Origin of the sequence: Endobacterium cereale, from assembly GCF_009617585.1 — a bacterium.
Lineage (GTDB): Bacteria > Pseudomonadota > Alphaproteobacteria > Rhizobiales > Rhizobiaceae > Neorhizobium > Neorhizobium cereale.
The window spans coordinates 24,570-50,469 of record NZ_WIXI01000033.1; the positions used below are offsets into that span (position 1 = coordinate 24,570).

General features: G+C 60.0%; 22 protein-coding genes. 10 read left to right on the plus strand and 12 right to left on the minus strand.

The genetic code is table 11. From position 1 onward, the window contains the following. Positions 1-2 precede the first annotated feature (2 nt). Complete coding sequence (locus GAO09_RS05330) at positions 3-1,091, plus strand: quinone-dependent dihydroorotate dehydrogenase (protein WP_153353012.1); 1,089 nt, start codon at positions 3-5, stop codon at positions 1,089-1,091. Here GAO09_RS05330 and GAO09_RS05335 read toward each other — a convergent pair. From GAO09_RS05335 to GAO09_RS05345, 3 genes are read right to left on the minus strand one after another with little or no spacing between them, the layout of a single operon-like run. Further along, entirely contained in the window at positions 1,067-2,437 is a 1,371-nt protein-coding gene (locus GAO09_RS05335; protein ID WP_153353013.1) for an MATE family efflux transporter, read from the minus strand. The two genes, GAO09_RS05330 and GAO09_RS05335, sit on opposite strands and share 25 nt — an antisense overlap. Positions 2,438-2,468: 31 nt before the next feature. Further along, entirely contained in the window at positions 2,469-2,954 is a 486-nt protein-coding gene (locus tag GAO09_RS05340; protein WP_153353014.1) for a CAP domain-containing protein, read from the minus strand. Position 2,955: 1 nt separating this feature from the next. Next, complete coding sequence (locus GAO09_RS05345) at positions 2,956-3,222, minus strand: DUF6460 domain-containing protein (protein ID WP_153353015.1); 267 nt, start codon at positions 3,220-3,222, stop codon at positions 2,956-2,958. A gap of 154 nt (positions 3,223-3,376) precedes the next feature. Between GAO09_RS05345 and GAO09_RS05350 the strand changes: the two genes are divergently transcribed. From GAO09_RS05350 to GAO09_RS05375, 6 genes are all read left to right on the plus strand, one after another. Continuing rightward, positions 3,377-4,306: a class I SAM-dependent DNA methyltransferase gene (locus tag GAO09_RS05350; RefSeq protein ID WP_153353016.1), complete on the plus strand. Its 930-nt coding sequence runs from the start codon at positions 3,377-3,379 to the stop codon at positions 4,304-4,306. Between the two features lie 101 nt (positions 4,307-4,407). After that, the gene (locus GAO09_RS05355) at positions 4,408-5,061 is read left to right on the plus strand and encodes a YitT family protein (RefSeq protein WP_410768145.1); all 654 of its coding nucleotides are present in this window, start codon (positions 4,408-4,410) and stop codon (positions 5,059-5,061) included. A gap of 2 nt (positions 5,062-5,063) precedes the next feature. Further along, complete coding sequence (locus GAO09_RS05360) at positions 5,064-5,708, plus strand: YitT family protein (RefSeq protein WP_153353017.1); 645 nt, start codon at positions 5,064-5,066, stop codon at positions 5,706-5,708. 41 nt (positions 5,709-5,749) lie between these two features. Beyond that, complete coding sequence (locus GAO09_RS05365) at positions 5,750-8,272, plus strand: ligase-associated DNA damage response DEXH box helicase (protein ID WP_410767926.1); 2,523 nt, start codon at positions 5,750-5,752, stop codon at positions 8,270-8,272. 221 nt (positions 8,273-8,493) lie between these two features. Further along, positions 8,494-9,219 (plus strand): ligase-associated DNA damage response endonuclease PdeM, encoded by a 726-nt coding sequence (gene pdeM, locus GAO09_RS05370; RefSeq protein WP_153353033.1) that lies wholly within the window; start codon positions 8,494-8,496, stop codon positions 9,217-9,219. 157 nt (positions 9,220-9,376) lie between these two features. Continuing rightward, positions 9,377-10,312 carry a hypothetical protein gene (locus tag GAO09_RS05375; RefSeq protein ID WP_153353018.1) on the plus strand — a complete coding sequence of 312 codons (936 nt, stop codon included), beginning with the start codon at positions 9,377-9,379 and terminating at the stop codon, positions 10,310-10,312. Positions 10,313-10,315: 3 nt separating this feature from the next. On the opposite strand, the gene GAO09_RS05380 is transcribed toward GAO09_RS05375, so the two are convergent. The 3 genes from GAO09_RS05380 to GAO09_RS05390 all read right to left on the minus strand — a co-directional run bounded on the left by GAO09_RS05380 (position 10,316) and on the right by GAO09_RS05390 (position 12,377). Then, positions 10,316-10,753: a universal stress protein gene (locus tag GAO09_RS05380; RefSeq protein WP_153353019.1), complete on the minus strand. Its 438-nt coding sequence runs from the start codon at positions 10,751-10,753 to the stop codon at positions 10,316-10,318. A 64-nt stretch (positions 10,754-10,817) separates the two neighbouring features. Continuing rightward, on the minus strand, positions 10,818-11,735 hold the full coding sequence (locus GAO09_RS05385) for an alpha/beta hydrolase family protein (protein ID WP_153353020.1): 918 nt from the start codon (positions 11,733-11,735) through the stop codon (positions 10,818-10,820). 90 nt (positions 11,736-11,825) lie between these two features. Further along, positions 11,826-12,377, minus strand: a complete 552-nt coding sequence (locus GAO09_RS05390) for a dihydrofolate reductase family protein (protein ID WP_153353021.1) — start codon at positions 12,375-12,377, stop codon at positions 11,826-11,828. Positions 12,378-12,474: 97 nt separating this feature from the next. Between GAO09_RS05390 and GAO09_RS05395 the strand changes: the two genes are divergently transcribed. Continuing rightward, positions 12,475-12,978, plus strand: a complete 504-nt coding sequence (locus GAO09_RS05395) for a winged helix-turn-helix transcriptional regulator (protein WP_153353022.1) — start codon at positions 12,475-12,477, stop codon at positions 12,976-12,978. Between the two features lie 16 nt (positions 12,979-12,994). Here the strand turns inward: GAO09_RS05395 and GAO09_RS05400 are convergent, their stop codons facing one another. Then, positions 12,995-13,714 (minus strand): anti-sigma factor, encoded by a 720-nt coding sequence (locus GAO09_RS05400; protein WP_153353023.1) that lies wholly within the window; start codon positions 13,712-13,714, stop codon positions 12,995-12,997. After that, the gene (locus tag GAO09_RS05405) at positions 13,711-14,265 is read right to left on the minus strand and encodes a sigma-70 family RNA polymerase sigma factor (RefSeq protein ID WP_235937941.1); all 555 of its coding nucleotides are present in this window, start codon (positions 14,263-14,265) and stop codon (positions 13,711-13,713) included. Before GAO09_RS05405 ends, GAO09_RS05400 begins: the two co-directional genes overlap by 4 nt. 280 nt (positions 14,266-14,545) lie before the next feature. Between GAO09_RS05405 and GAO09_RS05410 the strand changes: the two genes are divergently transcribed. After that, complete coding sequence (locus GAO09_RS05410; protein WP_153353024.1) at positions 14,546-15,334, plus strand: DUF4394 domain-containing protein; 789 nt, start codon at positions 14,546-14,548, stop codon at positions 15,332-15,334. Positions 15,335-15,591: 257 nt separating this feature from the next. On the opposite strand, the gene GAO09_RS05415 is transcribed toward GAO09_RS05410, so the two are convergent. After that, positions 15,592-17,961: an arylsulfatase gene (locus GAO09_RS05415; RefSeq protein WP_153353025.1), complete on the minus strand. Its 2,370-nt coding sequence runs from the start codon at positions 17,959-17,961 to the stop codon at positions 15,592-15,594. A 584-nt stretch (positions 17,962-18,545) separates the two neighbouring features. Between GAO09_RS05415 and GAO09_RS05420 the strand changes: the two genes are divergently transcribed. Then, a complete protein-coding gene (locus GAO09_RS05420; protein WP_153353026.1) occupies positions 18,546-20,009 on the plus strand; it encodes a DUF1254 domain-containing protein in 1,464 nt (487 codons plus the stop codon). A 266-nt stretch (positions 20,010-20,275) separates the two neighbouring features. Here GAO09_RS05420 and GAO09_RS05425 read toward each other — a convergent pair whose 3' ends face one another. From GAO09_RS05425 to GAO09_RS05435, 3 genes are all read right to left on the minus strand, one after another. Then, complete coding sequence (locus GAO09_RS05425; protein WP_153353027.1) at positions 20,276-21,100, minus strand: TIGR02186 family protein; 825 nt, start codon at positions 21,098-21,100, stop codon at positions 20,276-20,278. Beyond that, on the minus strand, positions 21,100-22,020 hold the full coding sequence (locus tag GAO09_RS05430) for a sulfite exporter TauE/SafE family protein (RefSeq protein WP_324184934.1): 921 nt from the start codon (positions 22,018-22,020) through the stop codon (positions 21,100-21,102). The genes GAO09_RS05425 and GAO09_RS05430 overlap by 1 nt, the downstream gene beginning before the upstream one ends. A 257-nt stretch (positions 22,021-22,277) precedes the next feature. Then, the coding region (locus tag GAO09_RS05435) for a peptidoglycan-binding protein (protein ID WP_153353028.1) at positions 22,278-25,900 on the minus strand (3,623 nt) is incomplete at its 5' end.

A 25,900-nucleotide genomic window follows, 5' to 3' on the forward strand; every position in this document is an offset into this window, starting at 1 on the left:
ACATGATGGGCTTTTTGAAAAGCGCGACCCGCCGCGGTCTTTTCCTTCTCGATCCCGAAGCCGCGCACGGCATGTCGATCACGGCGCTGAAGACCGGTCTCGTGCCCTCCTGTGCGGCCAGACCTGATCCGCGCCTGCGCGTCAACCTCGCCGGTCTCGATTTTCCCAATCCGGTAGGTCTTGCCGCCGGTTACGACAAGAACGCCGAAGTGCCGGAAGCGCTGTTGAAACTCGGTTTCGGCCATGTCGAGGTCGGTACGCTCACCCCGAAGGCACAGGCCGGCAACCCGAAACCGCGCCTTTTCCGTCTGGTCGAGGATGAAGCCGTCATCAACCGTTTCGGTTTCAACAACGAAGGCCATGATCCGGCCTTTGCGCGCCTTTCCGGCATTCGCCGCAGCGGCATTATCGGCGTCAATATCGGTGCCAACAAGGACAGCGTCGATCGCATCGCCGATTACGTCGCCGGCATCCGCCGCTTCAATTCGGTGGCCACCTATTTCACCGCCAACATTTCCTCGCCCAACACGCCCGGTCTGCGCGACCTGCAGGCGCGTGAAAGCCTGGCAGCACTGTTGTCGGCCGTCATCGCGGCGCGAAATGAAGAGGCCCAAAAGTCGGGCCGCAAGGTTCCGGTTTTCCTGAAGATCGCGCCGGATCTGACCGAAGAGGGCATGGACGACATCGCCGCCGAAGTGCTGGCACATCAGCTGGATGGCCTGATCGTTTCCAACACCACGCTGTCACGCGACGACCTGATCGATCAGGCGCAAGCGGGCGAGGCCGGCGGCCTGTCCGGCAAGCCGCTGTTTGCGCGCTCCACCGCGGTTCTGGCAAAAATGCGCCAGAAGGTTGGCAAGGAATTGCCGATCATCGGTGTCGGCGGTGTGTCCTCTGCCGATACGGCCCTGGAAAAGATCAGAGCAGGGGCCGATCTCGTGCAGCTTTATTCCTGCATGGTCTATGAAGGTCCGGCCCTTGCCGGCCGGGTCGTTTCCGGTCTGTCGAAACTGCTCGATCGCGAGCAGGTCAATTCGGTGCGCGACCTGCGCGACAGCCGTGTCGATCACTGGGCGGCGGCAAAGCTCTGACGCGCCTTTGACGGCAGCATGGCGGCCAGAAACAGGCCGCGCATGCCCATGAACAGATTGAGTGCCAGCCACAGGCCGTGATTGCCGTAGGCCGGCACCAGAATGGCCACGGCCACACAGAAACCGGCGAGCGATGCCAGCATCATGTTGCGCATCGCCCGCGACCATGTGGCGCCGATAAAAACACCGTCGAGCTGGAAAGCCAATGCCCCGGTAACGCCGGTCAGCGCCGCCCAGGCAAGATGGCTCATGGCCTCTGCACGCACTGCTGGGGAGGTTGTCAAAATATCTATCAGCGATGAGCCGAAGGCGAAGAAGAACAGTGCCAACAGACACCCCATCGCCAGTGACCACAGGGCCGTCAACTTAAGTGCACGGTCGAAGGCCGGGCGGTAACGCGCGCCGATCGAGCGCCCTGCCAGCTGTTCGGCCGCACCCGCCAGCCCGTCGAGAAAGAACGAGCAGAGCATGAAAATGTTCATCAGAACGGCGTTTGCGGCCAGCGTCACCGCACCGAAGGAAGAGCCCACTCGCGTCATCAAGGCAAAGGCGATGTTGAGCACCAGCGAGCGGACGAGAATGTCCGCATTGAGGTGAAACAGCGCCTTCAGCCGATCACGGTCGAAAACGTCTGTACGGCTGGGCCGATGGCCCGGCATTTTGGCGAATTGCCGGAAGATGACGGTGAGGCCGGCCACCGCACCGATCACTTCCGCACAGGCCGTGCCCCATGCCACGCCATCCACCCCCCAGCCCAGATGCAGCCCGAGATAGATGGAGAGGATGACATTACTGCCGTTGATGATGACCTGCAGCAACAGGCCGAGCGTGCCCTGGCCGCGGCCCAGAACATAACCGAGAATTGCGAAGTTGATAAAGGTTGCCGGGCTGCTCAGCACGCGAATGCCAAAGTAGTGGCGGGTGACATCTGCAACGGCGGCATCGTCGGTCATCAGGCCGGGCGCATAGGCGAGGATCAGCGGCGTTGCCATCAGCATCAACAAGCCAAGCCCGATGGCGCTGATGAAGGCACGCCAGAACACCGCCTGTTCTTCACGGGCGTCGCCGCGGCCGAAAGCCTGTGCGGTCAGGCCCGTCGTCGAGGTGCGGAAAAAGCTGAGGCTGCCAAAGATCAGGTCGAACAGGATGGCGCCAATGGCCAAGCCCGCCAGTGCCGCCGGATCTCCGAGACGGCCAACCACACCGGTGTCGGTCAGTCCGATCAGCGGCGCGGTCAGGAAACCGAGCGTCATCGGCACGGCGATGGAAAGCACGCTTTTATGCGTGACATCGAAGGGTCGCACGGGGGCGTCCTCTACGGATTGTCCGGTGCCCTGCTGCCCCATGTTTCCAGCGCCCCCGCGCAGTTGTAACTTTTTAGCTGGAGAGGATCATCGACCAGTAAGGCCGTCCATCCTTGGCATAGGCCACGGCAACACCAAGTCCGCTATAGGAGCCCAGCATATTTTTGAGGTGTTTTGGGCTATCGATCCAGGCCTGAACGGCACGTTCGACCTCGTTCTGGCCACTGGCGATGTTTTCCGCTGCCGGCAGCGTCACGTCGCTGGCCTTCATGCGATTGTAAAAACTGTCGCCGAGGCCGATCAGGTGCTGCATCTCGTCGGCCTTGGCCATGCGTACGGCCTGAACAGCAGCCGCCTTACGCGACGCGTTGACGCTCGAAAGCGTCGACAGGCCGTTTTTCTTGCGAAGCTCGTTGACCAGCGGCAGCGCTGCCGCCGTCTGGTCGGTGGCGCCCGGCGTCGGCGCCAGAACGCTGACGGTGGAACAGCCAGCCAAGGCAAGGCCCATGCCGGAAAGGACGAGAAAACCCCGCCGGGAAGGCGTCAGAAATGTCGTCATGTCAGCGCCGGAAACTCATCAGTCGCAGCACGACAAAGATCGGGATGACCACGATCGCGCCGAGCAGAAGGTAATTGCCGACAGTGCCGAGCGCCTCAAAGCCGTTGTACCAGATATCGAGGAAATGATAGCGGATGCTGCCGACGATATTGTCGGGCGTATACCCGAGCCAGGCGAGAACGACGCCGACGATCAGGCAGACGACAACGAGCTTGATGGCTGTGCGGCCGGGGGAGTCACCGAGGAAACTGTTCACGGAAGCGGTCATCCTTGTTCATCTGGCTTGTTCATCTGCGGGAGTGCGACAGACATAATGGCCCTGTTGGTGCACCGCAAGCATGTGGGGCTCCTCCTCAGATAGAACTTGAGTTTTTTTATGACTTGCGCGAGATGGCGCAACTCCAATGAAAGTCACGCCGCCCATGAGTGCGAGCCAGTTCTCTTCCGGCGATGTGATTGCCGACCGCCGTGCCGATTATGCCCGCATGCTCGGCGAGAGCGATGAATTTGCAGCCGCCGCCGAACTAATGGAACAGGCACTGGAAATTACCCCGCAATGGGCAGCCGGCTGGTTTCGCCTCGGCGAATATCGCGAAAAGGCAGGCCTCACCGAACCGGCGATCAGCGCCTATCGGCAAACGCTGGCGCTCGATCCGGAAGACGTGTTTGCCGCCACGCTGAAACTGGCGCTTCTGGGCGCGGCAGATGTGCCGGAACAGCCGCCGAGCCGGTATGTCGAAAGCCTGTTCGACGATTATGCCGATCGTTTCGATACGGCACTGGTGGAAAAGCTGGATTATTCCGTGCCCGGTAAGCTGGCGGCACTGGTTCGGCCGCATGCACCTTTTGCCAGTGTGGTCGATCTCGGCTGCGGCACCGGCCTTTTTGGCGCGGAAATCCGTGACGTGGCGACCCGTCTAGAAGGGTTCGATATTTCCGCCAACATGTTGGCCCGTGCCGAACGCAAGCAGATCTATGATCATCTCGGCCAATCCGACCTGACGCTGCCTGCCGACCAATCCGGCCTGTTCGAGGGGCTGCAAAACCACCGCGCCGACCTCGTTTCCGCTGCCGATGTGCTGATGTATCTCGGTTCGCTGGAAACCGTGTTTCCGCTGGTGACCGAGCTTCTGGCGCCTGCCGGCCTGTTTGCGTTTTCGGTCGAGGATGCCGGTGGCGGCAACGGTTTTGTTCTGCGGGAATCGATGCGTTATGCGCATGCCGAGGATTACATTTTCGGCCTTTTGCAGACCTACGGTTATGATCTGATCGAAAGCGAAAAAACCGTCATTCGCATGGATGGCGGCAATGCTATCCACGGCATTCTGTTTCTGTCGCGCAAGGCTGGCTGAACGGCGCTTTCTTGCGTTTTGCTCACTGACGATCACGCCCTGTTGATGGCGCTTGATGAAGGCGCTATCGCGATGCACACTCACCGCAAAACAAGGGGACTATCTTGGCCGAAGAACAGAGCGTGCAAAAACGCCGGCTGGGCTTTTATAGCCTCGATCCGGCACGTCACACCAAGCTGGAAGATGCGCAAGGATTGTTCATCAGTTCGATGGTGGCGGCGCTCGGTCTTTATCTTCTCAGCCAGGCCGGCTTTCTGACCAGCGGCACAGCCGGCGTCGCCTTCCTGCTGCATTACGCTTTCGACATTCCTTTTGGCGTGCTGTTTTTCGTCGTCAACCTGCCCTTCTATTACCTGTCGTTCAAACGCCTCGGCCTCGGGTTCTCCTTCAAGACGTTTGTCGCCATCCTGATGGTTTCTTTCCTGACAGAGCTTGAGAAGAAGTTCATCGTCATCCAGCATCTAGATCCGTTCTGGGCGGCACTTCTCGGCGGCATCCTGATCGGCTTTGGTCTGCTCGGCCTTTATCGTCATCGCGCCTCGCTCGGCGGCATCGGCATTCTTGCCATCTACATTCAGGATCGTTTCAAGATCCCCGCCGGTCTGGTGCAGCTTGCTTTCGATCTCTGCGTCATGGCCGCCGCCTTTTTCGTGGTCAGCCCGATGACGGTTCTCTGGTCGCTCTTGAGCGCGGTTGTCCTCAACCTGCTGCTCACCATCAACCACCGTTCCGATCGATACATCGCGGTGCGCTGACCATGGCAAACGCGACCGACAAGAAAAGCCCGATCGGCTTCTGGGCCTCAACCTCGGAAAAACACTCGATTATCGAGGATGTGCAGGGCGTGGTCGCCGGTTCCATGCTGGCGGCGCTCGGCGTCACCATGCTGTCGGCAGCCCACCTTATGATCGGCGGCACTGCCGGCCTCGGTTTCCTTTTGCGGTATTCGGTCGATATCAGCTTTGGCGCCGCCTTCTTCCTGCTCAACCTGCCATTCTACTGGCTGGCCTACAAACGCCTCGGCCTCGTCTTCACCATCAAGACGTTCTCCGCCGTGGCGCTGACCTCAGTTCTGTCCGGACTGCTGCCAAAGCTGATCGGTTTTTCGACGATTGATCCGATCACCGCCGCCCTGTTCGGCGGCTTGCTGATCGGTTGTGGCATGCTCGTCTTGTTTCGCCACCGCGCTTCGCTTGGCGGTTTCGGCATTCTGGCTCTGTATCTGCAGGATCATTTCGGCTGGCGCGCCGGTTTTGTGCAGCTCGGTCTCGATTGCGTCGTGCTGATCCTGTCCTTCTTCGTCGCTAGCCCTTTCGTCATCGCCTGCTCTGTTCTGGCCGCACTGGCGCTCAATCTGACGCTGGCCATCAATCACCGTACGGATCGCTATATCGTTCGGTAACTGCCCTTCATTTCCGCAAGTGAAAGCTTATCTTTCATCTCGTGGATCGCATCGAACCGAAATCATCCGGCAATCAGGCCGTCACGCTGCCCCGGCCATTCGTAAAATGGTTTTCGGAAAAGGGTTGGCAACCGCGCGCCCACCAGCTGGAGCTTTTGGCCCGCGCACAAGCCGGCGAAAACATGCTGCTGATTGCGCCCACCGGTGCGGGCAAGACGCTGGCCGGTTTCTTGCCGTCGCTCACCGATCTCGTGGCACGTGGAAAAATCCCGCCCGGCTCAGCCTTTACCGGTATCCACACGCTCTACATTTCGCCTTTGAAGGCGTTGACGGTCGATATCGAACGCAACCTGATGAAGCCGGTCACCGAGATGGGACTGGCGGTGACGGTCGAAAACCGCACTGGCGATACACCGCAGGCCAAACGCCAGCGTCAAAAACTCAATCCGCCGGATATCCTGCTCACCACGCCGGAACAGGTGGCGCTGCTGCTCGCCAACAAGGAAGCGACACGTTTCTTCAAGGACCTGAAATACGTCGTTCTCGACGAGCTGCATTCGCTGGTCACCTCAAAACGCGGCCATCTCCTTTCGCTCGGCCTCGCGCGTCTGCGCAAACATGCGCCAAAAATGCAGACGATCGGGCTGTCTGCGACCGTCGCCGATCCGCTGGACCTGCAGCGCTGGCTAGTTCCGCAAGGTGAAACGCCCGCGCCGCCGGCAGGCCTTGTTCATGTCACGGGAGGGGCCGCCCCCGACATCACCATTCTGGGCACCGATAGCCGCATCCCCTGGTCCGGCCATGTCTCCACCTATGCCATCCCGGAGGTTTATGAGGAGATCAGGCGTCACAAGACGACACTGATCTTCGTCAATACCCGCTTTCAGGCCGAACTGCTGTTCCAGACGCTCTGGACCATCAACGAGGACAATCTGCCGATCGCGCTGCATCACGGCTCGCTCGATGCCGGCCAGCGCCGCAAGGTGGAAGCGGCGATGGCGGACAACAAGCTGCGCGCCGTTGTCGCCACCTCGACGCTCGATATGGGTATCGACTGGGGCGATATCGATCTCGTCGTGCATGTCGGCGCGCCGAAAGGGGCTTCACGCCTTGCCCAGCGGATCGGCCGCGCCAATCACCGCATGGATGAACCGTCCAAGGCGATCCTCGTGCCGGCCAACCGTTTCGAGGTGATGGAATGTCAGGCGGCACTCGATGCCAATTATCACGGCGCGCAGGATACACCGCCGGTGGGCGAGGGTGCGCTTGATGTGCTGGCCCAGCATGTGCTCGGCATGGCCTGCGCCGAACCCTTCGATCCGATGGAACTCTATGACGAGATCACCTCGGCCTCGCCTTATGCCACCCTCACATGGGAAATGTACGAGCGTATCGTCGATTTCGTCGCCACCGGCGGTTATGCGCTGCGCACCTATGAACGGTACGCCAAGATCAGGAAAATGGAAGACGGCCGTTGGCGTGTCTCCAATCCGCAGATCGCCCAGCAATACCGCATGAACCTCGGCACGATTGTCGAGGCCGCCGAACTCAATGTTCGCCTCGTCAAGCGTAATGCCAAAGGCACTTTGGGCCGGGGCGGCATGTCGCTCGGCAAGGTGGAAGAGTATTTTCTGGAACAGCTGGTGCAGGGCGACACGTTTCTGTTCGCCGGCAAAGTGCTGCGTTTCGAAGGTATTCGCGAAAACGAATGTCTGGTTTCCAATGCCTTTTCGCTCGACCCAAAGATCCCGGCCTATGCTGGCGGCAGGTTTCCGCTCACCACCTATCTGGCCGATCAGGTGCGCGCCATGCTGGCTGATCCCGATCGTCGTGTGGCCCTGCCGGATCAGGTCCGCGACTGGCTAAATATCCAGCTCGAACGCTCCATGCTGCCCAAACAGGACGAGTTGCTGATCGAAACATTCCCGCGCGGAAAACGCTTTTTCATGATCGCCTATTGTTTCGAGGGGCGGTTGGCGCACCAGACACTCGGCATGCTGCTCACCCGCCGTCTGGAACGCGCCGGCGCGCGCCCGCTCGGGTTTGTAGCCACCGATTATTCACTGGCCATCTGGGGGTTGAACGATCTGGGCGCGATGATCGCGGATGGTTCATTGAGCCTGTCGGACCTGTTCGACGAGGACATGCTGGGCGACGATCTGGAAGCCTGGCTGGACGAGAGCTACATGCTCAAACGCACTTTTCGCAATTGCGCCGTCATTTCCGGCCTGATCGAACGCCGCCATCCGGGCAAGGAAAAGACCGGCAGACAGGTGACGGTGTCGACCGATCTGATCTACGACGTGCTGCGTTCCCACGAGCCGGATCACGTGCTTCTGGAGGCAACGCGGCGCGATGCGGCGACGGGGCTTTTGGATATCGGCCGTTTGGGCGATATGCTGGGACGAATCAAGGGCCACATCACTCACCGTGACCTCGATCGTGTATCGCCCTTAGCGGTGCCGATCATGCTGGAAATCGGCAAGGAAAGCGTGCCCGGCGAAGCGCAGGATGCGGTGCTGCAGGAAGCCGCGGATGAGTTGATTGCTGAGGCGATGTCTTGAAGGCTTGTGCCTGGGTCCTCGGGTCAAGCCCGAGGATGACCAAAGAGAGGGAGTGCCTAATATGGAGACTGCGAGGGAGCACAGCATCCAAATGTTTCGGTAAGCCGCAGCAGTTCTTTGGGTAAATCTATTTCCCTTCCCGTCGTCATCCTCGGGCTTGACCCGAGGATCCAAACCCAAGCACACGAGATCGACCGAAACCGAAAGACGAACCAGCCGTGATGAACCGCCTCGGGCTTCTCGCCCACACCACGATCACCACACCACCCGCCACCGAGGACATTCTCGTCCACGGAATTGCGGCCGTGTGCGATCCGCTCGGCGGTCTCTACCTGCCCGAAACCGGCATGCTGATCGTCTCCGATCTGCATCTGGAAAAGGGCGCCGCCTTTGCCCGTCGCGGCATGATGCTGCCGCCCTATGACACGATCGCCACGCTCAACATCCTCGCCGCCGTCATCGCTCGCTATGATCCCAAAGTGGTCGTCTCGCTCGGCGACAATTTTCACGATCGCCGCGGCTCGGAATTCCTGCCCGCCGACCTGCGCGCGATGATCGCCGAGATGGCGCGCGGTCGCGACTGGATCTGGATCAACGGCAACCATGATCCCGACGGCACCACCGATCTGCCCGGCATCAGCACCGACGAACTCGTTTATGGCGGGCTCGTTTTCCGTCACGAACCGAGCCTGATATCGGGCAGGGGAGAAGTCGCTGGTCACCTGCATCCATCGGCGACCGTGCGTCGCCGCGAAAAATACGTGCGCCGCCCCTGCTTTGCGACCGACGGCCACCGTCTGCTGATGCCGGCCTTCGGGGTTCTGACCGGTGGTCTGGATCTAAACCACAAGGCCATGCAGGGCATTTTTGCACGCGATACACTGGTCGCACACCTGCTTGGCCGCGACCGGATCTATTCGGTCCGCTATGGTAATCTTATGGGGTGAGGCACGATCAGGCGAAGCCTGATTGATCGATCCAGTGAATCGATTAAGGTGCCGAACGCCCTGAGCCAAAGCGAAGGGCCGGGCAGCGCAGCGCAGAGACCCGAGACATTGCAGAGCCACCCTTGTCGGCTCCCTCCGGTGCAATACATCGCCTCCCATGTCGAAATCGAAACCCGCGCCCGTCAAAGCAAAACCGCTCTTTTATCCGTTCGATCACACGCCACCTTCAGCCGAAGCGTGCCTCGATGCCGTCTATGAAGCATTCGACCACTATACGATCGCCGCGCCCTTCTGCCGCCAGTGTTTCGAGCCGGAGCAGGAAAGGGTGATGCTGCTTTCACGGGATACTCGCAGGGCCGACGCCAAAGTCTTCGACATGATCTATTTCGAGCACCCCAATTGTTCGGGCGGCCCGGATACGTTTTGGCACTGGCTGCCGCGTGGGCTGGAACTAAGCTTTTTCGGCGATCTCGGCTCCGCGCCATTTCCGCAGCAGATGATCCGCGTCGGGCTTGCGGCCTTGCCCGAGCAGGAACTGCATGCATTGCGCCGGCTGTTTTGCCGGATCGCCCTCAACTGGCTGCAGAATTTCGATTATGCGCCGCTCGGCGTGCAGGCCGAGATGGATGACGCCGGTCTGCCCTTCTGGCACCGGCAGAGCATCACCGTCGATATCTTTGTCATCCTGATCATGTTGCGGACCGAGCCGAGCGACGTCCTCAAGGTTTTTCTGGATAGCGATCGCAATGAAGCCTGGAGTGTCGTCTGGGAGCTTTTTCAGCAGGGCAGTTTTTTCATCGAAAAGGAAAGCTATTACGCGCTTGACGACAAGGCGGATGAGGAGCCCATGCGCGAGGCCGTGGCCACCCTGCATCGGCGCACCCGTACCGAAGTGTTCCAACTGGTCGACCGCCCGTTCCTCCTGAAAAAATGGATGGCCGCCAGCGAGAGCAATTCCTACCTCGCCGACGATCTCGCCGATCTGGAGGCGCTGTATAACGTCTACCACAACAGCCAGACAGACGAGGAAAGGGCGGAAGACGAACGGCTGATGCGGATCGGTTTCAAGCTCGATCCGCCGCCGTCCTCATGATCGTCACCGATAAACCAGAACCGGCGTCTTCGTCAGCGCCAGAACTTTCAGCGTCACGCTGCCCAGCATGAAGGCCGAAATACCCGAACGCCCGCGCGAGCCGATGGCGATCAGGTCGCAGGCGTGTTTGGCCGAAACATCGACGATCACCTGGGCCGGGTTGGTGTTGGTGATCTTTTCCACGTCGACGCTTACGCCGCGTTGTTCGGCGGCCGCTTTTGCTTCCGCCAGAATGCCGTCCGCCGCCTGATCCACCTGCCTGTCATATTCGGCATAGGCGATTTCGAGGCCGGACGGATTGAGGGTGATTGCCTGAAGCGGCTCCACCACCACCAGAACGGTGGCCCTTGCATTCATCTCGACGGCGAGGTCGAGCGCCTTTTCCAGCGCTTCTGTCGCCAGTTCCGAACCGTCGGTGGGGATCAGGATATGTTTGTACATCGTGTCGCTCTCCTGGTTTGGATAGCAGCATGATCCTGTGGCGACGGATGCTCATTGACATTGCTCAAGTGGCACGCGCCCATGGATCTTCACCATGTTTCAGCCACCGCAGCGTATCACGCCAGAAACCATCGGCATGGCGGGAATGAAACAGGCTGAAATGGCCGATGGCGTCCAAGCCGTAAAACGAAGGCTCCAGTAGAACTTCCATCTGTTTGGCACCGGTATAATAGGCAAGTGTCCGCCGAACGGCGGCAGGTGTGCCGAGTTCATCATCGCTGACCGCCACCGCAAGGATCGGCGCTGTCATCGCTGCGAAGCGTGCAAGCACCTCGCGCCGTTGATGGGGCGGATGCGTATCCTCCATCCGGGCATGCCGAAAACTCCATTCGTTGGCCACACCGGCCGGCAGGTCCTCCAGCCATTGCAGCTGTTTGCCGGGAAAGTAGCCGAAAAGCGCTGTTAGTGCCGGCATGGCGACGTGCCATTTTAGGAAAAGCCGTGGCCGATGCGCGGCGGCATAATCGCGCCAATAGGCATATTGCGCGCCCATGGTCAGCATGCGGTCGATCCGGCTGGCCATGGGGGACAGGCCAGGCAGGTAACCACCGATGCTGTGACCCACCACGTAAAGCGGCAGGTCCGGCCGTCGCCCGGTCATGAACCGCAGCGCGGCGTCAAAATCCTGCTCGCCCCAGTCCCGCCAGCGATAACCGCAGCCGCGCAACCGCTCCGGCCGGGAAAGGCCGATGCCACGGTAATCATAGGTGAGCACGTCAAATCCTTCGGCGGAAAGGAAATCGGCGTAATAATGATAATAACGGGCAAGCACACCGGTCGCTGGATTGATGATGACGCTCGCGGTGGCTTGCTCTTTCGCTGGCCACAGATGCCCGCCGAGTTCGAGCCCGTCGCGACATCGCAGCGTCACAGGTTCACCAACGGGGCGAGGCCGCACCTCCCTTGGCCGCATGTCTGCCATTGGTCTCCTCCCCAAACCTTTTCAGGCACGGCAGAAGATAACCGCAGACGTTTTTGGTGCAATCAGACCAAAGAAGGATGCGGCACCGCCTCAGCCGACCGTGTAGGTTAAAAGCACCGCACCCTTCCCGGTCCTGTCGGAGGAGACAAGCGTCAGTTTCCGATGCGCATCGGCGTTTTTGAACAACGGATTGCCCTTGCCGAGAAGAACCGGCACGATACACAGCCGGTATTCGTCGATAAGGTCGGCCTCCAGCAGAGAGGCCACCAGTTCGGCGCTGCCGAAGACAAATATGGTTTTGCCGTCCTCCTGCTTCAGCCGCGTCAGTTCCGCCACCGGATCGGTGACGACGCGGGTGTTGTTCCAAGCCGCATCCGTCAGCGTTTTGGAGACGGCCAGCTTGGCAATCGAGTTCATCATGTCCTTGATGCGGCCGGGCTCCTGCGCTTCAGGCCAATAGGCGGCCATGCCCTCATAGGTTTTTCGGCCGAAAACGAGCAGATCGCCTTCCTCACCAAATTTTTCCGAAAGTTTTTCGAGCTCCGGTCCCCAGGCCTGCTCATGGAAGGAAAGGTCCCAGGGCTTTTCGCCCTCGAAATAACCGTCCAGCGTCATCAAATTCCACACCACCAGCTTGCGCATGCCATCATCCTCCATCGCAGGTAAACCGATTGCAGCTTGAAATTGGTTGAAGGCTAGTTTGACCGATTGTAATATGCAAGCGGTTTTGGAGAATGGTATGGAAGACGGATTTCGCTCAGGCTGCCCGATTAACCTGACGCTGGAGGTTCTGGGCGATCGCTGGAGCCTGATCGTCATCCGCGACATCATGTTCGGCAATCGCCGGCATTTTCGCGAACTTCTGCAGAATTCCGAGGAAGGCATTGCCTCCAATATTCTGGCCAGCCGGCTGAAACGCCTTCTCGAGCATGGCTTGCTCACACGCGTGGATGATCCCAGCCACAAGCAGAAAGGCATCTACAGCCTCACCGAAATGTCGATAAGCCTGATCCCGATCTTCGCCGAAATGGGAGCGTGGGGAAACCGCTTTCTGCCGGTTTCGGAAGAACTCTCCATCCGCGCGCAATTGCTGGAAGAGGGCGGCCGTCCGCTCTGGAATGATTTCATGCAGGAACTGCGCGTGCTGCATCTGGGCGCCATCCGCGATCCGCAAACACCGTCGGTGTTCGGACAATTACAGGCTGCCTATCAGGCGGTTGTCGCCTCCAGAGAAGGTAGCTGAGGCCGCCGATACGGTCTCAGCGCGCCAGCTTCGCAAAACCCTTGGCAAGGATCGGCCCGGTTGGCCGTCCGGTCGGTGAGCCGCCGGCCTGTTCCAGTGTGATTTCGTAAAGCTGCGTATCCTGCGGCTTTGGCAGGGCAGAGCCGCTGAGCCTTGCCGAATGCCTGTCATCCAGAAGCCCAAGCGACATCGGCCCCATCTCTCGCGAAGGCAGGGTCCAGACCTGCATCGTCTTGTCGGCCGGCACCGCAAAATCGGTCAACAGCTTGACACTGGCCGTGTCATTGCCGAAATCCTCGACCACGGCCTGCACGTCGCCCGCCTCGTTGACGAGCACCGCCACCACCAGTGGCTCGACCGTGCGCGTCACGCTCCAGATCAGTCCGCCCGCCAGTATCAACGATGCGGCCATCGCTGAAATCGCGGCGGCACGCCAACCGGAGCGGGTGTTGTCATTGCCGGCAGAAGGCAGGCGCGGCGAAACCGAGCGGATGGAAGCGCTGTCGGCATTTTTCGGCAACTGCCTGTCGATCGCATCCCAAAGTGCGGGTGAAACGCTTGTCGGCTCGATGTTGGTATCGAGAGGCAGAAAGCGGTCCCGGGCCTTTGCAATGGCATCGGCAAGCGCAGCATTGCTCTCGATTTCCGCATCAATACGGGCAGCCTCTGCCTCGTCCAGAAGACCCAGCACGTATTCATCGGCGATTGTCGGAATGTGGGCGGGGCCGATCTTCATGCCATGCACTCCCGCAGCGACAGCAGCCCGCGCCGTATCCAAGATTTCGCTGTTCCGAGCGGCAGTTTCAGCCGGCCGGCGATTTCGCCATGGGTATAACCGCCGACATAGGCCATCAGGATGCCGCGCCGCTTTGTGTCATCCAGCCCGCCAAGGCATTCCTTCAGGCGGCTGTCGCGGTCCAGCCGGTGCCAGGCCGCCATGATCTCTTCCTGCTGTTCGCTGTCCTGTAGCGCTTCCAGCCGGTCTTCGCCGACAAGATCCTCGCGTTTGCCGTCGCGCAGCATGTTGAGCGCGCGGTTGCGCACGATCGCATAGATCCAGCCACGTGCCGAGCCGCGTTCAGGTGCGTATTGATGGGCATGGGTCCAGATGCGGATAAAGGCTTCCTGCACCACTTCCTCGGCCAGGTCGCGCCGTCTGACGATGCGTTGCGCCACCGCCACCAGCTTTCCGGCCTCATGGTCGAAGATCGAGCGCAGTCCGTTTCGGTCACCGGAGGCACAGGCCGCAAGTGCTATTGCCAAATCCGTCGTCTGGTCTGTCGCCAAGGCCAAGCCGCTCTCTCCTCGTGAGCATTCGCGTGGATGCGAATATTCCAACTCTGCTGTTGCCATGGCGAACATGCCTTCGTCCAGTCTCGAAAGGGTGATCGGCGGCAAGGGTGCCGTATGGTCCAGACACGCCGCAGACGAAAACGGATGCATTCGAAAAAATATTTTTGCGGTCTGCATCCAGACGCCCCCTCTCGTGTGTCTACCCATCGAGAGACTTGAAAAGGCCGTGTGCCAAAAGCGCTCTCGACGAGATCGAAACAAACGGGAGAAAGCCATGAATATCGCTCGCACCGCTCTGATCGCATCCACCATGCTCGCCGCCTCGGCCGTCACCGCGTCCGCGGCACCGGTGCTCGGCCTTGCTGGTGACAAGACACTGGTCATGTTCGACACGGCAAAGCCGGAAGTTACCAAGACGATGGACGTGACCGGCGTCGAAAAGCTGGTCGGCATCGATTTCCGCCCCGGCAACAAGACCGTGATCGGCGTTACGCCGGAGCATACGATCGTTTCCATCAATCTCGAAACCGGTGCTGCCACCGAAGTCGCCAAGATGGACAAGATGCTGACCATGACGGAAGCGCCTGTCGTCGTCGACTTCAACCCGATGGCCGACCGTCTGCGTTTCATGAGCGGCACGACCAACCACCGTGTTCACCCGGATACCGGTGCCGTGACCGTCGATGGCGTTCTGGCATTTGAAGAAGGCGACATGCACAAGGGCGAAACCCCGAACATCGTCGCTGCTGCCTACACGAACTCGATCGGCAAGCCGGAAAAGACGGCGATGTACAATATCGACGCCACGATCGGCGCGCTGATCCAGCAGACCAAGCCGAATGACGGCACGCTGAAGGCGATCGGCAAGCTCGGCATCAAGGACAAGCCGGCTACCTACGCCTTTGACATCCAGGGTGAAGAGGGCGGCAAGAACACCGCTTATCTGGCTGCCGGCAAGATGCTCTACACGGTCAATCTGGAAACCGGTGCAGCCACGGAAGTCGGTGCAATCACCGGCACGGACAAGGAAGTCCGCGACATCGCCATCCTGCCGGCGATGTAATTTTCGCCTAAAATGCCCCATCCGCAGCGGCGACGTTGCGGATGGGGAAGGTGACGGCCGGCGGGCCGAAGCGGACATAAAAACAGAGGACGGCGGCATTAACGCACAGAATATTCCCATCTCTTCGAGAGCCGCACCGCTTACACCTCAACTCGAAATAAGATGGTCGCGTTCGAAAGAACTACGGCAGAACTGGACTTACAAGCCGAAATGACGGTCGATGGAGATCACCGGCCGTCACAAGGCGGGTGGGCCTGCTACGGTTTGATTTCCACCGTGACCTCTTCGAGCTTGCCGCTGAAATCGAACGGGGTCGTGTAGTCGTAGGTCACGGGAGTGCCCGTATCGATTCCTACATCCTGGTTCTCCGAGAGCGAGTATTTGAACGGCGTTGTCTTTTCTATTTTGCCAGCGCCGATCTGTTTACCGTTCAGCAACAAGGTCACGGTTCCGGCCCGTCCGAACTCTTTGCCTCCCTCGTAGGCGAAATCCATCTTCAGGTCGTGCTTTCCCGAGGGGATCGCCGTGTCGCTGGACACCGAGTAATGCTCGGCATCGATATAGTTGTGGGCCGTGACGAGCTTTCCGTTTTTGAGGTAGAACGCCCAGCCTCCGGTGTTGCCGCCTTGCGTGAAAATCATGCCGTTGGCATTGTCACCGATCTCGACCTTAGCTCCGACGGAGAACGACTTGTTCTTCAAGTCGGGTGCCGAAGCCTCAGGTAGTCCTGCAAGCACGCCTTGATAGACGAACTTGCTTCTTCCGCCTGCAAGATTGGGCTTTCCGGTCAATTCACCGCTGAACCGCTCCGCACCGCGCCAGTCAAGCGGCAGGGCCTTGTTGACCGATGCTTCGGCCCACCACAGGGCGCTAAGCTCCTGCAGCTTCTCGGGGTGTTGTTCGGCGACGTTCTTTGCCTGGGTGAAATCGTCGTCCAGATTGTAAAGTTCCCACGTCGCCTTGAACGGATCGAACTCGCCGCGTTCCGCGACCCAGGGCTCAGAAGCCAGCGAGGCTGCCCACCATCCGTCCTTGTACATGCCGCGATTGGCAAACATTTCAAAATACTGGCTGGTGCGCGTCTCCTTCGCCTTGGGGTCGGTCAGGGTGCTGAGGAAACTCTTGCCCTGAATCGGAACCTGTTCGGTTCCGTTGACGCTACGCGGCTCGGGAATACGGGCCGCATCGAGGATGGTCGGTGCGATGTCGATGACGTGCTCGAACTGGGTTCGAATTTCGCCGCCCTGCCTGTACTTCTCAGGCCAGCGGACAATCATGGGGTTGCGTACGCCACCCAGATGGCTTGCCACTTGCTTGGTCCACTGGAACGGCGTGTCCATCGCCCAGGCCCATCCCGCCGGAAAGTGATTGAAATGTTTTTCCGTGCCGATCTCATCGATATGGGCGAGCATTTCCTTGTGGTTCATCAGGTAGTTATTGAAGAACGCGTTCTCATTCAACGTTCCGTCGAAGCCACCCTCCGCCGAGGAGCCGTTGTCGCCCACGATATAGATAATCATCGTGTTATCGGCGTCAGGCAGCGTCTCGACATAGTCGAGGACACGGCCCACCTGTTGGTCGACATGATATCCGTAGGCGGCGAAAACCTCCATCATCCGCGCATAGAGCTTTTTCTGGTCGCTGTTGAGGCTGTCCCATGCCGGGAGGCTTTGCGGCCGTTCGGTAAGGACCGCATCCTGCGGAACGACGCCCATCTTCTTCTGCCGTTCGAAGGTCTGTTTGCGGTATTCGTCCCACCCCCTGTCGAACTTGCCCTTGAACATTTCGATCAGTTCCTTGGGAGCCTGATGCGGGGCATGGGTGGCGGCGGGAGCGAAATAGCAGAACCAGCTCCTTTCCGGTTCGATAGCCTCAGCATCCTTGAGCCATTGGATGGTGTGATCGGCAAGATCGACGCTCAGAAAGTAGTCATCTTTATTGGGCGTACCCAGCGGGGTCTGGTTCTCGAAGATATAGGGCCTGACCTGATTGGTATCTCCCGCCATGAAACCATAGAAGTAGTTGAAGCCTAGACCGTTCGGCCAATGATCAAATGGCCCCTGCATACTCGTTTCGTAGATCGGCGTGTTGTGGTTCTTGCCAATCCATGCCGTGTTGTAGCCGTTCTGGCGAAGGATTTCCGCTACGGTTGCCGTATCCTTGGGAATGATCCCGGTATAGCCGTCATACCCGGTTGCCAGTTCGGTGATGATGCCCGTGCCCGCGACCTGATGGTTACGTCCCGTCAGGAGAGCGGCACGGGTGGGCGAGCAGAGCGCAGTCGTGTGGAATCGAGTGTAAAGAAGCCCGTCCTTGGCCAGCGCTTCCATGGCAGGCGAAGGCACGCCTCCACCAGCGACAGAGAACTGCCCAAAGCCTACATCGTCCAGCAGGACGAGCAAGACGTTCGGGGCACCATCCGGAGCTTGAAGGCGCTTGGGAAATTGAGCCTGATCAGAGTTCTTGTAGGTTGTGCCGATGTTTCCGTCGAACTTGTGTTCGGCAGGGGGAAGGATGACCTGCCGCTGGTTCGCGCTGTCAGCACCTTGGGCGAGAGCGCAGGTCGCTGGTATCAACGCGGTCAACGCGGAAAGAAGCGTATGTACGGCGGAACGTCGAGTGCTCATGAGATCGTCCTCTACAGGTGTTGAATTTACATGCAGCGTTCTCTTTGTTGTCACAGCGGCCTTGCGGCGAGCCCCGCGCCGCGACCGCAAACATTCCAAGGCGAGCCTTGGCTTTTATCAGCCGTCATCGACACGCTTTCGGATGCTACACACAGCCATGCATCAGCATCTTCACCGTGAAGGGTGAGTGGATATTGGATGCAATCAAGTCGGGCGATGGAAGTACGTTACAGTAAACGTAGGAGGTATTCGGAACCAGAACCTGTCCGCAGTAAGCGCTGCCCCAGTCACGCGTTTATCAAGATGCTTCTGTCATTTCGGTGGCTGCCGCTCTGCGACCGGAGCAGCAACGGTGTCAACAGCGGCCATCGGATGAACAAGCCCTCGCGTCGGCTTACAAGGCAGCATGCTGGTGGGCACACCTAACTATTTTCCCGATGGTGAGACCGCCCTGCGTCGGACGCCAAAAAATTTACGTCCGGGATGGCGATTTACCGTAACGTACTTCTGGAAGTCCCCATGTCGCGGCAAGCTGCTGACGCGTTAGTCCTCTGACACTTCGCGGCACCGAAAGGCAGGACATTATGAAAACCGTTTTAGCAGCAGCGTTGCTGACCTTGGTTTGCACTGGAGATTTTGCCAGCGCTCAAGCACTTCAGAACCCAAGGGTGAAGTCAGCCGACGACATCAGTGGCATCCCCGATGGCACTGTGATGACTCAGGAATTCGCTTCCGTTGCGGCCAAGGATATCTACGTCTGGGGCTGGCCGATTGTGAATGCCTTCCACAGGCGTTCTGGTTTTGCCACTGTGCCAGAGCCGGGTCTGAAGGACGGCATCGTGCCCATCGCCCCAACTGGCTATGTCTCGATGCTGACGGACTACATCGCACCTGAACAGCGCTGGGTGGCTCATCCCAATCAGGACGTGACGTATGGGTTTGGCTTCGCAGCGGTCGACAAGGACCCGGTGGTCGTGCAGGTTCCGGACTTCGGCGACCGCTTCTGGGTTTATGCTCTTTACGATGCGCGCAGTTCTGAATTTTCCAACCTCGGCAAACAATATAAAACCAAGCCGGGCACGTATCTGGTCGTCGGTCCGAAATGGAAGGGCAAGATTCCCAAAGGCATCACCGGGGTGATCCACTCGCCGACCGACCTTGTCGCCATGGGCCCGCGCATCTTTATGAATGACACTGACGAAGATCGTGCGGCCATCCAGAAGGTCTTAAAACACGTCGTCATTTATCCTCTGAGCAAATACACTGGAAAGCCAGTCACTATGGACTGGAAGAACATTCCGAAGTTCAAGAGCGATGACAACAATTCCTCAGCTGAAACCCAGTACGTTGATCCGAACACGTTCTTCGATGAGTTGCCTGTCGTCCTAAAGGATGTGCCACCGCTACCTGGTGAGGAAGCGCGGTATGCTATGATCGACGCGGTGTTGGCGGCGGCGAAGAAGGACCCCAAAATCGCGGCAGCCATCAAGCAAGCTGCCAATGACGCTGAGAAAGACCTGATAGGGCCATTGCAGAACTTCCGCACGAATGGCGTCGCACTCAACGGAGGTTGGAACACACCGCCGAATGGGGCTGCATGGGGTTACGACTACCTGACCCGTGCGGCGACTGCGAAGTCGAATATGTACACCAATCAACCCTCCGAGACCCGGTATTTTTTTCTTGAAGTCGACGACAGTGGCGATCGTTTGAAGGGTGACAGCAATTACACAATCACCTTCCCGAAGGGGAAGACGCCGCCAGTCAACGGCTTTTGGTCATTGACCATGTATGGTCCCGAGCACTTCTTCGAGAGCAATGATCTAAAGCGCTATTCAGTTGGCACAAAGAACGTCAAGGACATGAAGATGAACGCGGATGGTTCGCTGACGGTCTATATCCAGCACAACTCTCCGGGAAAGGACAAGGAGGCGAACTGGTTGCCGGCACCAGCCAGTGAGTTTGACATGACGCTACGGACATATTGGCCCAAGCCCGAGGTGAATTCCGGTGGGTGGACGCCGCCCGCAGCCGTCAAGGCAGACTGACCACTCAGCACCACGAGGCGCGAGGAAGAGGCGATCTTCCCGTAATCCGACGCGCCTCCGTCTACGGCGATGTTGGAACGAAATACGGCCGTGCAAGGATATTCGTTTGTCAGGACGGTCGGTTCCACATCGTAGAAGTTCGTTGACCTGCGTCTGTTTGTGACCATGCGTGATGGAGTTGAGCATAGCGCTCAGATAAGGGAAGTGAGCCTTGTCACCAACGACATCCGCATGACCGTTCATGGCGCCTAGCCACCCGCCACCACTCACTTCTTCCGGAACATCAAACTCGCGCCCCAGCCCGTCACCAGCGCGATCATCACGCATAAAATGCCGTAGGCGATTGGCTGGTTGTGGGCGGCGTCGGTGATCTGCTGTTCGATGCCGGTCTTGTTGACGCGCAGCGGCAACTCGCGTTCTGCCAGCAGCGTGCCGCTCTTGAACAGATAGGCGCGCACCATGTGGACACCATCCGGCACGTTGGCCGGCAGGCGCAGGCTGGCGCGAAACAGGCTGGAAGAGACGAAGCGAACACCGCCAAAGTCGTGCTGGTAGAGTCCGCCCGCAAGTTTCAGGCGACGATAGGCCTCGCGAAATTCGGTCAGGTTGCCGGCATTGCCGACATAGCCAGTCGGCGACAGGCGCATATGGTCGGTGCCGATCGGCAATCCGCCTTCGCTCGAAAGGATGTCGTCGATCTGCCGGGTCGCCGCCACCGAATAGGATGCCGGCACCTGTTCGAAGGTCATGGATTCCGTATTGACCCAGATGCCGAGCACACGGCTTTTCTTGCGCACCGTGGCATAATCCAGCGGACCTTCCAGCGTCACCACCACATCATACTGTCCGATGGCGAGCAGCAGTTCGTCGGCATTGGTCAGCGCGCCGAAAATGGTGAGGTCCGCGCCGCGAAAGTCGGAGGCGATGGCGATTTCGTTGGTCGAAGTGCCGATCTCCAGCCCTTCCTTGGCCGTCGTCGCTTCTCCAAACGGCACCTGTGCTGCGACCGGCTGGACAATGAAGGCAAGGGCGGCGATGAAGGTAAGGGCGGCGGCGAAGGCGAAACGACGAAGAACAGAACCAGTCAGCATCAGAAGGCTCCGATGCTGACGGAATAGAGATCGGCCGGCGTTACCACCAGCGTCACGGCAAGGCGCAGGGCCACAGCGAGAACCAGAAGGGCCAGCAGCGCGCGCAGCTGTTCGCCGCGCAGTTTCTGGCCGACCCGCACGCCATATTGCGCGCCGATCACGCCGGCCACCATCAGGATGGTGGCAAGCACGATGTCGACGGAATAGTTGGTCGCCGCCTGCACCATGGTCGTATAGGCGGTGACGAAGATGATCTGGAACAGCGATGTGCCGACAACCACATTGGTCGGGATACGCAACAGATAGATCATCGCCGGCACCATGATGAAGCCGCCGCCGACACCCATCACCGATGTCAGCACGCCGATGGCAAAACCCAGCGCCACGACCGGAATGGCCGACAGATAAATCTTTGATTTCTTGAAGCGCATCTTGAAGGGCAGGCGATGCACCCAGCTGTGGTGACCGGGCCGCTTCAGCGTCACCTGTTCTTGTCTGGCGGCGCGGCGCAAGGCGCGCACACTTTCATTCAGCATCAGCGTGCCGACGGTGCCGAGCAGAAGAACGTAAAGAATGGCGATGATGAGATCGAGCTGGCCGATGCTGCGCAGCCAGGAGAAAACCCAGATACCCGCCGTCGCCCCCAACAGACCGCCGACCAAAAGCACCGTACCGAGCTTGATATCGAGCGTGCCACGCCTAAAATGGGTGATCGCGCCGGAGACCGAGGAAGCCACGACCTGGTTGGCGCCGGTGGCAACCGCCACGACCGGCGGGATGTTGTAGAAGATCAAAAGAGGCGTGATCAGAAAACCGCCGCCGACGCCGAACATGCCGGACAGAAAGCCGACCGCCGCACCCATGCCGAGGATGATGAAAATGTTCACCGAAAGCTCTGCAATCGGCAGATAGACAGTCACGGTCAACCTCGAACGGCTTCGCCGTCGCGGGCGGTGGTCGCGTTCGGTAACCGCCCGTTGCGGCGATGAAAAAACAATGCCGGCCAAACGTCTGGTAAGACGCGGCCGGGCCCGATTGTCATGCGCCCGCTCATTAAACAGGTCAATCCATAAGCTTGGATTAATACGGCATTTTTCCGTTCAATGAAGGGGCTCATGATGTGCAAAGGCGCGCGAACCTTTCGGCCGCGCGCCTTTTCAAAATCATTGATGCCTGATCAGCCCTGATTGGTGGCCAGAAGCTTGCGCACCAGCGGTTCGCTGACCTTGCCGTCCGCCTCCATGCCATTGGCCTTCTGGAACGAACGGATGGCGGCAACGGTCTTGTTGCCCATCTTGCCATCCGGCGCACCGGCATCGAAGCCATTCTTGTTCAGGATGGCCTGGATGTTGCGGATCGCCTTTTCCATGTCGACCGAAGCGGTCTTTTCGCCCTTGCCGACCCATTCGTCCGGCAGGTTCACACTGTTGGCATTCGGATCCACCGGCTTGACCTGCCACTGTGCGGCAGCCGCCTTGGCGGCTTCCAGCTGTGTCGGAGACATGGCATTGCCCACTTCGTCGCGCTTCTGCGCCGCATCCTGATCGCCGCCACGGGCCGCAACTGAAAACCACTTGTAGGACGCATCGAGGTTCTGTGGCACGCCGTTTCCGCGTGCATAGAGGATGGCGAGGTTGAACTGGCTGTCGGAAACGCCGAGATCGGCGGCCCTTTCGAACCAGCTGACGGCCTTGGCATAATCCGGCGTGCCGGCGGCACCCGATGCGTAAAGCACGGCGAGATTGTGCATGGCGCTGGCATTGCCGGCATTCGCGGCCTGCTCGTAGAAGGTCATCGCCTTGCCGAAGTCTCGGCTGACGCCGGTGCCCTTTTCGTAAAGGTTGGCGACACGGTATTGCGCTGGTGCCAGACCGCGCTGCGCGGCCATCTCATACCAACGCACGGCTTCCGGCAGGTTTGTCGCAACACCGCGACCATCCTGATAACGCGCGCCGATCTCGAACAGGGCCAGCGCATCACCGTCCGCAGCCGCATCGGCAAGCGATTTCGGCCCCATCGTGGCCGGAATCTCGATTGTTGCCTGCGGCGCAGCGGTTGCCGGTGCAGTCTCTGCAAAAGAGGAGACACCAGACGCTGCCGCACCAAGCTGTGTTTCCTGCTGCGTGTCATCCAGTGGCGCCTGCGCCACGCCGGGCACGGGCGCAGATGCCTCGTCACCTTCCGTCGGGGCAGCGCTCTGCGATGTGGCGGCGGTTGTATCCTGCAAGGATGTATCCGCCTCGCTGGCCGCCATGCCAATTGACGGCTCTCCCTCGGCCCGGTTTTCACCGGGTTCCACCATGCCCACTTCCGGCGGGGCTGCGGGGGCATCGTCGCCCCGCGTCAGGGTGTTGACGAGCGGCATTGCCATCAGCGCCAGAAGAACGGCGCCGACTGCCAGCAAGATCGGCTTGCGGTGCCTGGAAAACGCGCTGGCCAGTCCACTGGAGGCCTGCGGTTTCAGCGCCGCTGCACGCCCGGCCTTCACGGCATTTTTCTTGGCCTGCTTGTCCTTGCCGCGCGAACCGGCGGAAACAGCAAGCGTCGGGTCGGTTTCCATGGCGGCCGCCTTGGCGGCACGTCGGGCAGCGGCGATGTAATCGACGCTCTCGCCATCGGCCGTCGCAGTGTTGGCCGCCTGACCTGTCTGGCTTGCACGCACACGTTCAAGAATTTTCTTCACGTCCGGCATGCCGGAGCCCGGTTCCAGCGGTATGTTCTGCTGTTCCGGCAGCAGCATGTCTGCAGGGTCGATTGAAGGCGTCGGCTCGACCAGCGCGCGGCCGCTTGCCGTCGGCTCCGCTTCCCGATGACCGGACAGAAAACGTTTCATGCCACCCAGCAGGCTGCTGCGGGATTTGTCACCGGCCGCGATCTCACGACCTTCCTTGTCGGCGGTGCGCTGGGCGTTTTCCAGATCGTCGCTGGCGTCGCCATTGTCCAACAGCCCGCTTTCCAGATCGTCGGCAAACAGAGCGCGTTCATCCAGCCGATCATCGGTCGGCAGGGCAACGGAACTATGCAGGTCTTCACAGCCGGCAAACATTGGCACAGTCGCCTTCGGCATGGCAGGAGCGGCAGGCGCATGGGCAACAGGGGCAGCCTGCATGGACGTTCTGCCCGGCGCGGGCGCGGGCGCGGGAGCCGGGCGCGCCGGCTCGTAAACCGCCTGGTTGCTGCCTTGGCGCGCAATGCTGCCTTCCATCGTATCCAGCCGGTCGGCAATGCTGACCAGCGTCCGGTGCAGCATTTCAAACGTCTGGTGTGTGCGTTCTTCCGAACCGCGGGTCAGGTCTTCCAGATGGCGCAGGTCTTCGGCAAGAGCCGTAAGCGCGCCCATGTCCGGCGCCGCACCGCCTGACGCCACGCCGTTGCGGGCATAGGCTTCCACCACGGCCTCGGCGGCCTGGCGTGCTGCCTCGATCACATATTCGTCGCTGGTCGCCATATATCCTTCGATGGCCGACATGCGCTCCTCGAAGGCGGCGGGCAATTCGAAGGCTTCCGCGGCAGGCTTCGGTTCGCTGATCAAGCGCGAAAGATTGGCGATCTGGTCTTCGAGATTGCGCAGCGCATCGTTGTCGCCCGAAGGAGCCGCGGCCGCATCGTCCAGACGCGCGGCGATATCGCTCAAACGACCTTCCAGACGGCCGAACAAGGCGTTGTCGACTGGCGCCGTGGGCTGGGCGACCTCGATTTCCTCGATACGGCGCGAAATATAGTCCAGACGCTCGGCCAGCGCGTCGTTGACCGAACCCTGTTCCAAAGCGTCGATCTTGCGGGAAATGTCGGACAGATAGCCGGTCAGTTCGGCCGGCTGGGCCGGCTGCTGCACGCGTTCCATCAGGATGGCGAGGTCTTCCAGACGTTCGTCCAGACGCATCGCGCCCTGTTCGCGGGAAAAGTCGTCGATCTTGCGGGCCAGCGCCTCGATGCGCACGCCCATCTCGTCGTCCACGGAGCTGGAGGCAGGAATGGCGGACTGCAGGGCATCGCGGTGCATGGCGTCGATCTGGTCGGCAAGGCCTTCGAGCCGGCTTTCCAACCGTCCGATCATGCCATGGTCGAGTGCGGCATCGGCAGAAGCACGGCTGCTTGCGGCCAGCGCACGGCTGATCTCGTCCAGGCGCCGGTCGAGCACGGAAAACTGCTCGACGATCATCGGGTCGTTATGCGGCACCATGTTGTTGCCGAGTTGTTCGACGGCTGCCGCCAGCGTCAGCAGCTTGTCTTCCAGCGCAAGGATCGACCTGTTGTCGCCAACGGCGCCCAGCTGCGTCTTGATGTCGTCGATCCGGTAGGCCAGCGCCACCAGTTCCTGGCGCAGCGCCTGCGGGTCGGCATCGAGCACGCGCTCTTCCAGACCCAGAAACTGGGTTTCCATGCGCTGTACGGTATCTTCGCGGGCCAGTCCCTGCATGGCGGCGCGCAGGCCTTCGAATTCTTCGCGCAGATCGTCCGTTTCGGGCGCGCCGCGATGGTTGAGACTGCCGATGCTGTCTGCCAGCCGGGCAAGGTCATTGCGCATGTCGTCGGCAAAATGACGGTCCTCGGCGATCGCCCGGATGGAGCGGATTTCCGTGCGCAGTCCGTCCATCTCGCGGGCAACGCCCTGCGAAATATCCTGCTTCAGGTCCTGCCGAAGGCTGACCAGCGCCTCGGCAATATCGTTCATGATCGCATCAGGCAGCACGGCAGGCGCCGCCGCGCGGGCCGCCACGGCGGATGCCAGCGGGCGGTTCTGCGCAACGGGCGGCAGCGGACGGCTTTCGGCGCGGGGCGCGCGGTTATCGGCATAGG